Consider the following 266-nt stretch of genomic DNA (forward strand, 5'->3'; position numbering starts at 1 on the left):
AAACCCTGATCCGGCGGCGGATATTTTACTCGACAACAATGCGTCCGGCGGGCAGACGGAAGTCCACCAGAAGCGCATGATGCGCGAAGTGGCCAAGCTGACCTCCGGCAGCCATGGTGCGCTTGATGCGGCGGATTATGAACGCACCGTGGAAACCCTGCTGACCGGCGGCTCCGATCCGGTGCTCACCAAGACGCCTGAAGGGGCGAGGACCCATGCAATCGCTGATGCAGCCGTCTGTTTAGGTCTGAACTTTCGATCAGAAG

General features: G+C 59.8%; 1 pseudogene. It reads left to right on the forward strand.

Going from position 1 to position 266, the window contains the following annotated elements:
* Positions 1–266: pseudogene (locus R0J92_RS23515) on the forward strand (hypothetical protein); the annotation flags it as partial.

The organism is Tritonibacter sp. SIMBA_163, assembly GCF_046535935.1.
Classification (GTDB): Bacteria; Pseudomonadota; Alphaproteobacteria; order Rhodobacterales; family Rhodobacteraceae; genus Epibacterium; species Epibacterium scottomollicae.